The organism is Paenibacillus sp. AR247, from assembly GCF_002968895.1.
In the GTDB taxonomy this organism is placed as follows: Bacteria; Bacillota; Bacilli; order Paenibacillales; family Paenibacillaceae; genus Paenibacillus_AQ; species Paenibacillus_AQ favisporus.
In genome coordinates this window covers 402,214-410,466 of record NZ_PCZT01000009.1, presented here as the reverse complement: position 1 = coordinate 410,466, position 8,253 = coordinate 402,214, and the positions used below count along the sequence as shown (strand labels likewise).

The 8,253-nt window shown below is 42.0% G+C and carries 9 protein-coding genes and 1 pseudogene; 6 read left to right on the top strand and 4 right to left on the bottom strand.

Features of this window, described 5'->3' with window-relative positions:
* The coding region (locus CPT76_RS09865; protein ID WP_258168251.1) for a phosphotransferase family protein at window positions 1–753 on the bottom strand (753 nt) is incomplete at its 3' end.
* A gap of 365 nt (window positions 754–1,118) precedes the next feature.
* Here CPT76_RS09865 and CPT76_RS09860 point away from each other — a divergent pair.
* A complete protein-coding gene (locus CPT76_RS09860) occupies window positions 1,119–1,703 on the top strand; it encodes a TetR/AcrR family transcriptional regulator (protein WP_219845400.1) in 585 nt (194 codons plus the stop codon).
* Between the two features lie 81 nt (window positions 1,704–1,784).
* A complete protein-coding gene (locus CPT76_RS09855; protein ID WP_105442795.1) occupies window positions 1,785–2,339 on the top strand; it encodes a DUF6022 family protein in 555 nt (184 codons plus the stop codon).
* Window positions 2,340–2,910: 571 nt separating this feature from the next.
* Here the strand turns inward: CPT76_RS09855 and CPT76_RS41985 are convergent.
* Together CPT76_RS41985 and CPT76_RS41980 are read right to left on the bottom strand one after the other, a co-directional pair.
* The gene (locus CPT76_RS41985; RefSeq protein ID WP_146116199.1) at window positions 2,911–3,984 is read right to left on the bottom strand and encodes a PAS domain S-box protein; all 1,074 of its coding nucleotides are present in this window, start codon (window positions 3,982–3,984) and stop codon (window positions 2,911–2,913) included.
* Window positions 3,976–4,173: pseudogene (locus CPT76_RS41980) on the bottom strand (PAS domain-containing protein); the annotation flags it as partial. The gene CPT76_RS41985 and the pseudogene CPT76_RS41980, both read right to left, overlap by 9 nt.
* 377 nt (window positions 4,174–4,550) lie before the next feature.
* Between CPT76_RS41980 and CPT76_RS09845 the strand changes: the two are divergent.
* From CPT76_RS09845 to CPT76_RS38300, 3 genes are all read left to right on the top strand, one after another.
* The gene (locus CPT76_RS09845) at window positions 4,551–5,132 is read left to right on the top strand and encodes a TetR/AcrR family transcriptional regulator (RefSeq protein WP_105442793.1); all 582 of its coding nucleotides are present in this window, start codon (window positions 4,551–4,553) and stop codon (window positions 5,130–5,132) included.
* Window positions 5,133–5,421: 289 nt separating this feature from the next.
* Window positions 5,422–6,129 carry an alcohol dehydrogenase catalytic domain-containing protein gene (locus CPT76_RS09840; RefSeq protein WP_219845399.1) on the top strand — a complete coding sequence of 236 codons (708 nt, stop codon included), beginning with the start codon at window positions 5,422–5,424 and terminating at the stop codon, window positions 6,127–6,129.
* The gene (locus CPT76_RS38300; protein WP_219845398.1) at window positions 6,113–6,361 is read left to right on the top strand and encodes a zinc-binding dehydrogenase; all 249 of its coding nucleotides are present in this window, start codon (window positions 6,113–6,115) and stop codon (window positions 6,359–6,361) included. Before CPT76_RS09840 ends, CPT76_RS38300 begins: the two co-directional genes overlap by 17 nt.
* Before the next feature lie 261 nt (window positions 6,362–6,622).
* Here CPT76_RS38300 and CPT76_RS09835 read toward each other — a convergent pair whose 3' ends face one another.
* The gene (locus CPT76_RS09835) at window positions 6,623–7,504 is read right to left on the bottom strand and encodes a phosphotransferase family protein (protein WP_105442792.1); all 882 of its coding nucleotides are present in this window, start codon (window positions 7,502–7,504) and stop codon (window positions 6,623–6,625) included.
* Window positions 7,505–7,951: 447 nt separating this feature from the next.
* Here CPT76_RS09835 and CPT76_RS09830 point away from each other — a divergent pair, with 447 nt between their 5' ends.
* Window positions 7,952–8,233, top strand: a complete 282-nt coding sequence (locus tag CPT76_RS09830; RefSeq protein WP_258168250.1) for a RidA family protein — start codon at window positions 7,952–7,954, stop codon at window positions 8,231–8,233.
* The last annotated feature ends 20 nt before the right edge of the window (window positions 8,234–8,253 follow it).

Sequence of the window (8,253 nt, the reverse complement as noted above, 5' to 3'; positions counted from 1 at the left end):
TGCGCTTTCTTCTAAGCCAAGGATTTGGTAATGCATCAATTGAGAAAAAGTTGCATGCGGTACCACGCTTACTTCTGGATTCCAATCCAGCAATATAACTTGGTTTGCCTGATTGACAATCGTATTCTTTAAAGAGATGTCTCCATGGTTCAAGCCGAAGCGGAACGGTTCACTCTTTAGATTTTCAAACAGTTTTCTTACTCTCTGGGATTCTATCTGAGTAATGACTCCAAGCTCAATTAAGCGATCATACTCAGTCAAACAATTGATATTATATTGCACATGCCCTTGCCAACTGCCGTCTGATCCGGCATGAGAAGGTGACTGAAACTCACCTTGGACTGGATCAATCAGATTCTCTCCGTATCCTTTAACTTGAATAGAATGAATACGCTTGGCATATTCGCCCAGTTTTCTCCAAACTTCACACGTGGAAACCGTGCTGTCTACCCCGTTGTCTCCCTCAATAAAGGCTTGAATCATAAATGCGGTTTCATTATCTATACCAATGGACAACACCTCAGGTCCTGGAACGCCAACTGCGGCTGCTTGCTCGATGCACCACTTTTCCTTGATAAAGCTTGGAAATGAATCTTTATCGTTCATCCGGACAACGACTTTATGACTCTCCGTTTCGACTACGCAAATCTGATTGATGATGCCTCTACCTATGATCTGATATGAAGTTTTTGCTTGTTCCAGAAGAAAATCGCATGCTATTCGTTCTGCTTGTATAACTACTGATTCTTCCATCGTGTCTTTCATCCCCCTCAAGTGTCGTGCTTCGAATAGTTTATCACACGCTTTTTTGGAAAGTATGTTTATAACTAAACTATACTGCCGTAAGCTTAATGCTTGAAGCCGGTTTAGCTTTGTAACTCGGGTTTTGCAGGCATCAACTTATCGGCTTCGGTTTTTCTTTTAACCCTGCTCATCAACCACGGGTAACTATACAACTTCTTGCATTTTCAGCGCGGCGTTCAACCTTCAGTTAGGCTATGTGTGTATTAAAACTTGTCGCTTTGGCAGCATTTTCACTTCAGCATCTTGACTTCTTTCCAAATTATGCTAACATGATGATAGTTACCAATAACTAACATTGAAGGGAGGTGGACATGATGCAGAAATCAGAAACGGGGACGGCAGACCGCATCTTACAGACAGCCATAGAGCTGATGAAGGACAAAGGATTTAAAGCTGTTAGCATTAAAGAAATTGCACAAAGTGCACAAGTAAGCGAAATGACAATTTTTCGGCATTTTGAGACGAAAAAAAGGCTATTGGAGACCGCCATTGAAAAACACTCCATTGTTACGTCATTCCAACATCTTTTTGAAACCCAAATTACGTGGGATCTGGAAAAAGATCTGTATCTCATCGCTTCGACTTATTTGGATCAAATGGAAGCAAACCGTTCTATTTTCCTTATTTCTGTCCAAGAGCGAACGACAATGCCTGAGTTAAGTCATCACGTATCACATAATCCAAAGAAACTAAAACAATTTTTAGCTCACTATTTTCAAGTTATGAGTGAAAAAAAGAAAGCAAAGATCGAAGACCCAGATAAACAAGCCATCTCTTTCTTAACTTTCTTTTTTGGATATTTTTCTTCACTCACATTCCTTGGAAACCAATTTATTACGGATACAAAGGAAGATTTTATTCAACATTGTGTGCAAACTTATTGTCGTGGGATCACATAATTTTTTTACCCAAAAATGTTAGTTACTAATAACTATCACTTATCCCTGCTGTCAACCAATCCCTTATAGGAGTGATGTGTCATGACTGCAACACTTGTTTCCTATCTCGAAAAAAATCAAGATAGAGCCAAGATTTTTACTGTTGGCCAATTTCTAGAAGATCATATAACCGCAAACTGGGATGTTATCTTAACCGAGAAGAAAGCACGGTTAGAGCATGCATTTGCAGTCGCAGGTGAACCTTCGTATGCAACCTATTTAAACTACCTTTACCAAAATATCCATTCCCAGTTGAAAGATGCTGGGCTACGAGTTTCTACCCGACTTCCTGGTGATATGGAAATTTCGAGAGAATGGGGAACAAACCCAGCGGAAACAGATCAATATCGCTGCATGTGGAGTACATTGTATGAACATGAAACTGATGAAGCACTTGGAACCATCGTTACTGTTTTGCCACATGATCATACACAGTTTCGCGTACCAATAAAACCGCCTGTCTTCGCTTTAGCAGAAACAACCAAAGATGAAGTTGTAGCAACTCTGTCCAATCGGTATGCAGCATATGATTTTGCTAATCTTCCTGAATTCCATGTTTATATCGCTCAGTTAAGAGGCCGATCAAAGAATCAATAATTTATCCTTCACCTCACTCTAACGGGTGAGTCATCCGTTCAATATCCTAAAACTTTCAATGGGGTTCGGCCAAGAAAGCAAAGAGCAAGTGGATCAGATCAATCAACGCTTAAAAGAGATGGATAAAACGCCATCATGGATTCACATCGCAACAGTACTGTACATGTTGATCGTGAGTTGGAATGTTGTACCTACAAGAAAGAAGGCTAAGTACTCCAATGAATAAGAAAGCAGGAGGATAATCCCCCCTGATCTTCTACATGTGCTCGCATTTATCATACGCAATCCTTCCTTTTGTTCCAAAAGTAAGAATAGTTTTATTTAGCTTAGGAATCTTTTGGCTTGGTTGATGGGTCGGATGACCTCGTCCGTCGTCGTCTTTTCCAATGTAACAGTTTTGGGGCATGGCTCCAAGCACTTGGAGAAGACGTCGAACCAAAGCCTTTCTTCCTACGGCGAGATTGTATGAAGGTTCTTATCGTAATATACTTCAACTATAGTTCTCGCCTCTATTTTCCTTAGACTATGTTTACTATTAAACCCAAACCATCGTATCGATATTCCAGAGTAGTTAGTCCGTAACAGGTAATTTGATATCGACCGTGGTTCCTTGATTAACGGCGCTTCGAATGCTCAAGTTCCCTTTGTGGTCATGAATAATTTTATAGCACATCATCAAACCAAGTCCTGTCCCCTGTTCCTTTGTCGTATAAAAGGGTTCACCTAACCGATGAATGCTGTCAGTAGGTATCCCAATACCTTCATCCTTGATACGGATAATGAGCTCATTCAATTGCTCAAAGGCTACGATATGAATTTTGCCACCATTGGGAGTTGCCTCGATTGCATTTTTTAATACATTGACGAACACTTGTTTAATATCCACTTCCGAACAACAAATTGGAGGAAGATCTCCATGTATCTCTATGTAAACTTGAACCCCATTCATTGTAGCTTGGGCTTCTAATAAATTTATTACACTATACAAAAGAGCACCTATATCGTTCCTTTTTAAAACCTTCGGCTGCGGTTTTGAGAATATCAATAGCTCATTGATAATACTATTCATCCGGTCGACCTCAGATAACATAATCTCACAGTGCTCAACTCTTCTCTTATCAGATTCCTTCATAAGCTGAAGAAAGCCCTTTAGTGATGTTAAAGGATTGCGGATTTCGTGCGCTAGCCCTGCGGCCAATTGTCCAACAACATTTAATTTATCTGCTTTCCGGAAAAATTCTTCAGATTTTATTCGCTCTGAGATGTCCCGGGTAATGCCTGTCAATGCAATAATTTCGCCGTAGCCATTTTTAATTGGAGAAAGGGTTATAGAAACATGTACTAACTCGCCGGCTTTATTCTGCCGAACCGTCTCAAAAGTCTTTGCCAGCATATCTCCTTGGATTTCTTGGGTAATGGATTTAAATTCATCTTCCATTTCCAGCGGGACAATGGGCAACTGCCTGCCAACCAACTCATTTTCAGACCAACCATATAACATTTCAAATGAATGGTTTACACGTAACACGTTACCTCCCGTATCTATGATACAAATACCATCTGCCGAGTCATCAATTATAGATTCCAGCAATTTCTTAGTTCTTTCCAGCTCTTGTTCCGCCTTTTTCCGTTCCGTAATATCCACGCATGAGGCAATAACCTCAATGACCTTACCATTTCGTCGAATTGGTCTCAGCGATGCCAAATAAAAGATGCCTTTCGATTCCCCTTCATACGTGACTCCTTCATTTCCTTCCCAGGCTTTAACATAGTGCCATTCCTTGGCTGCCGCTTTCCCAGCGGGGAGAAAGTCCTTAAGTTCTTTCCCAACGACGTCTCTTTCATCCCATTAATTGTCCAGCGCAATAAGTATGAACAAACCGTCCATCTTTATTAATAAATTTGAAGGTCATGCCTTGCTGCTCTCGTAATATTTCCTCAATATCTTGGAAGTACTTTTCTAGATCCTTGTCCGATGGTTTCCTAAGCATTGGTCTCCACACCTCTTCAGAAGGGCTCGAATAGGAACACATTCGACAAGCATTTTAGGAAGTCCTTCACAAGCTCAGTTACATTTCGTGTAACTTGAAACTAGGAATAGTTAGTGGTACACTTGAAATTTATATAAGAGGAATAAACTATTAAAAGTCATTGAATTTATCGACCGCTTCAAAAACAAACTGCTACCGTATAATACAAGAGGTGATGAATTTGGATAAGGTCTCGTTGGATAAAGAAATAATTCTCAATGCAACAGAAGAAGTGATTCGCCGATTCGGACCAGACAAAGCGAATATCACTGACGTAGCCAAGCTGTTAAAGGTTAGCCATGCTGCCCTTTATAGATATTTTAATGGAAAAACGGACCTTTGGAATGCTGTTACAGAGCGTTGGCTCAAAAGTTTGCATGCTCCTTCAAATGATATTCTGAAAGAAGATAATCCTGCTGATATTAAACTTTTTCATTTTCTCGAAGACTTTGCGGAAGCTAAACGCCGCAGCGCAACTAGTGACCCGGAAATGTTTGCAAATTACATTAAACTAGCACACACTTCATTGGAAGTAATAGAAAAAAGTATGGAAGAAGGTATTCATCGAATCAAGGAGATTATAATTCAAGGAATTTCGGAAGGTATATTTTATACGGAATCCCCTGATCAAGCGGCAAGAACCGTATATCTTGCAACTGGTGTTTTTATTAACCCAAACACATTTGAAGATCCGAATCGAAAACAGAATATAGAAGCTGTAATAAATCTTCTGATAAGAGGACTAAAAAATCCAAATCGATGAATCGAGCAGGAGAAGGCGGCTCGCTTTCGTCCTCTCGCAACACCTTGTTTAAGAGATGGGACTAGGTTTTGCCCGAAGTTTGGCATAGCTCAAAAAGACATGTAAAAAAGTTTCGCCCTTGGCTTTCCTATTAGGATTGTTGAGGGCGTTATTTTTCGTTATTACAAGTTACAAATTAATAATTTTGTATTTCGCAGCCAGTTATGATATTATTGGTTTCGCAGATTACAATATAATAAAAATGTAACTTGTAGCAAAAATGTTGAAGTTGTTTAAAGGAGGATTTTTTATGAGTAATTTTGTAAGCAGAGCGGTCCAGCTCGAGTCATTCGGTGGTCCTGAGGTCCTCAACATACGTGAAGTGCCCGTGCCGCAGGCCGGATCGGGGCAGATTCGCGTGCGGGTCACCGCGGCTGGGTTGAACCCAATGGACTGGTTAATGACCTCCGACGCAGCCACCGCCGCTCGATTCGGCTTGAGTTTGCCGTCCGGGTTCGGAACCGACTATGCCGGTATCATCGACCAGGTCGGTGACGGCGTGACCGAGTTCACGGTTGGCGACCGAGTATTCGGCGGTGCCCTCTCACGCGCGGTAGCTGACTACGTAGTAGTAGATGTAGCAGGGACCATCGCTGTGGGCGGCGACGCGCACCACACCCCCGACGGTGTCGACGACCGCACCGCCGCCACGCTTACTATCGCGGGCTGCACAGCCTCTGCCGCCCTCGCCGTGGTCAACCTCGGCCCTGACGACACGGTGCTCATTGGCGGCGCGGGAGGCGGGGTCGGCGTGTTTGCCGTCCAGCTCGCTCGGCTCGCGGGCGCGCGAGTAATCGGAACGGGATCGGCGAGCTCTGCCGATGCTCTGCGTGCCCTCGGGGCCGAGCCGGTCACCTATGGAGACGGGTATGGTCGACCGGATCCGCTCCCTGGCTCCCGCCGGCGTCACTGCCGCGATGGACCTATACGGGACAGACACGATGCAGGCGGCACGTGAACTTGGAGTTCCGGACGAGCGCATCACTACCATAGCTGCACAGGTAGACGGGATCACGTCGGCAAACGGTGCTAACGCCGCTCCTGGCGCCATAGAAGAGATTGCCCGCCTGATCGCAGCAGGCCAGCTCCGTGTGCCCATCGCAGCAAGTTTCCCGATGGAGCAGATCCAAGCGGCGGTCAAGCTTCAAGCCAGCCGGCATGTGCACGGCAAGATCGTCATCGACATTTAATTATTGTTCCAAGACACCTTATCGTCGGTAGTTCGGCTTGAAACGAAAGTTATTAAATTTGTAATGATAATTCTATCAACCACGGTTAACCATATCTGCTCTTGTCGTCGGTTTCTGACAAGAACAGATATGGTTAAAACAAAAAAAGCCGCTGTTACACGGCTATTAAGCGTATATGTTTTTGTCGTCTTACATTACCATCTTCGATTTGTTTAACGATTTATGTTATTGTGGTCGGATAGTCGAATATCATAATAATGATCAATAACCTACTGTTTTCCTCAAAGTATGGATACTTTCCTGAAGAAACCTCTGGTTCTTTTCAATTCCTCTGTTTTTACACCAAACAACAGCACTAAACGCATCGTAAAAATCATAAAATGGCAGCACTTTTTCCAGAGCCAACATGGGCCGAATCGTCTGATATCCTTCAATATAGGGCAATTTAGTTCTGGGATTGACTTCCCATATGTATCGATTGACTTTTGTAAAATCTATTTCAGTAGATCCCCCACGGGCACTCTCAAAATCAATAATGCCTGTAACCTTGTTACCGTTCACCAAAATGTTACCCGGTCTAAAATCCATATGAACGATACATGGCCCATCGGGATTTGGTAAAGCAAAGAAAACGCCATCAAAATGATGGATACATCTTTCATACAGTTCTGGATCAAGGATCTCTTTACACGGCTCTCTCCACTTTTCAAAATTACTTTTGATATGTAGTCTCCAGTTATTTGGGTCAAGAAACTTAAAACCATTGGTTGTATGATAACCGAAACCTGGGGTTTTTACCTCATGCAGCATTGCATGATACACACCGATTTGAAAAGAAAGTCCCTCATCAATATCTTCTGTACAGGGCATACCTTGAATCGCCGAAAGAAGCAATGCTCCAGTATTACTTTCATCACCATACCAAATGTCCAATACCTTAGGAACAGGAATTACTCCTTTCAATGTTTCAAGTATCTGAAATTCACGAAATAGTTTATCTTTGTTAAATGGAATTTTTACATAAACGTTTTCTCCGCTAGCAAGAGTAAGTTTGTATACATCTGAACTAAATGACTCTGGAACATCTTCTATATTCGAGACGGTCAATTTTAGCTTTTCTATAACATTAAGAATGGAACTCATATGGTACCCCCTGTTTTAGATAGCAAGTGATCATTCGATTCGCTGCCCCGTAAACCGAATCAAAACCAAAATCTTGCATATATCCTATTCTTGCCCCAGTACCATGACCCCTTTTTACGAGGGGGTTATTTTCATTTTTAGGAGCTCTTTTTGCTCAAGAAACTGAACGATAACTTCATGAATGGCAGTATTGATCTTACTGGCAGTATCCATGATTATGCTGGCTCCTCGACTAATTTGCCTCATCATATCACAGATTGTTTCCAGAGAAATAAAGATATGCTCGTTTATTGAGATTGGGGTTGACAGGATAAAGAGCGACCACGTACAATTAATTTGTTTCATTTGAAACATTAATTATATATAATTATGATAAAACCCTTTTTTATATATACAAAAAAAGGTTCAAGTGAAACAATAATTAGTAAAGGAGGTTCATGCCTGCCTATGGAAATCGTGAATCCCAGGACATTGACGGATAAAGTTACATCTGTCATTTCCCAAATCGTGGTAACTACTGCGTCTAAACTGGCCTTCATCTCAGGTCAGGTTGCTGTAGATGAAACAGGCGCATTGGTCGGTTCAGGGGACTATTACGCGCAAGCAATTCAAGTGTTCACCAATCTTAAGTATGCATTGGAAGCAGCGCGAGCGCATCCATTGTACATTGACAAAAATGAATATTTTTGTGGTAAACCACCACCCGGAATTGATTTCGATTATTTTTGACGCAGGATTTCAAGTGTTTG

What these genes read in the sequence shown, in the direction of transcription:
- CPT76_RS09860 (WP_219845400.1), top strand. Translation starts at nt 1,119, where the DNA reads ATGCAGAAATCAGAAACGGGGACGGCAGACCGCATCTTACAGACAGCC.
- CPT76_RS09855 (WP_105442795.1), top strand. Translation starts at nt 1,785, where the DNA reads ATGACTGCAACACTTGTTTCCTATCTCGAAAAAAATCAAGATAGAGCC.
- CPT76_RS09840 (WP_219845399.1), top strand. Translation starts at nt 5,422, where the DNA reads ATGAGTAATTTTGTAAGCAGAGCGGTCCAGCTCGAGTCATTCGGTGGT.
- CPT76_RS38300 (WP_219845398.1), top strand. Translation starts at nt 6,113, where the DNA reads ATGCAGGCGGCACGTGAACTTGGAGTTCCGGACGAGCGCATCACTACC.
- CPT76_RS09835 (WP_105442792.1), bottom strand. Translation starts at nt 7,504, where the DNA reads ATGAGTTCCATTCTTAATGTTATAGAAAAGCTAAAATTGACCGTCTCG.
- CPT76_RS09830 (WP_258168250.1), top strand. Translation starts at nt 7,952, where the DNA reads ATGGAAATCGTGAATCCCAGGACATTGACGGATAAAGTTACATCTGTC.